Below are 586 nucleotides of genomic sequence, written 5' to 3' on the forward strand. Positions count from 1 at the left end.
GGCACGGACGCCCAGGGCGATATGGATCGCCTTGTTGCGCACCATGCCCTCGTCGCGGATCTTCACCCGCAAGGCGTCGAAAAAGACGAGCGGATAGACCGGATCCAGCGGCCGCTGCTGCCAGATCGCCACCTCGTCGAGCACCGCGTCGGTCACCGTCGAGATCAGGTCAGGCGACACCTCGATGCCGTACAGGTCGTGCAGGTGCCCGGTGATCTCGCGGGTGCTCATGCCGCGCGCGTACATCGACACGATCTTCTCGTCGAAGCCGGGAAAACGTCGCTGGTATTTGGCGATCAGCTGCGGATCGAAGCTCGCCTGCCGGTCGCGCGGCACGTCGATCGCCAGCTTGCCGGTATCGGTCGTTATCGTCTTCCGACCGTAGCCGTTGCGGGAGTTTCCGGCTCCATCTTCCCCGGCCAGGTGATGATCCATCTCGGCATTCAGCGCGCGCTCGGTCGGCGCCTTCTTCAGGGCGTCCAGCAGGCCGCCCTGCGCCAGCGCGGCGCCGGCGTCACCGCCAGCCAGCAATTGATCCAGCAGCTCGTTCGGTATCGCAGGCTCTTTGCGTCGAGACATATCGGGG

General features: G+C 65.4%; 1 protein-coding gene. It reads right to left on the reverse strand.

Annotated features, from left to right (window positions below; translation table 11 throughout):
* Positions 1 to 579, reverse strand: a 579-nt coding sequence (locus SP5_RS18345) for an IS256 family transposase (protein ID WP_042491527.1), incomplete at its 3' end; no start/stop codon positions are given.
* Between the last annotated feature and the right edge of the window lie 7 nt (positions 580 to 586).

The sequence above is a fragment of the Sphingomonas parapaucimobilis NBRC 15100 genome (assembly GCF_000787715.1).
GTDB lineage: Bacteria > Pseudomonadota > Alphaproteobacteria > Sphingomonadales > Sphingomonadaceae > Sphingomonas > Sphingomonas parapaucimobilis.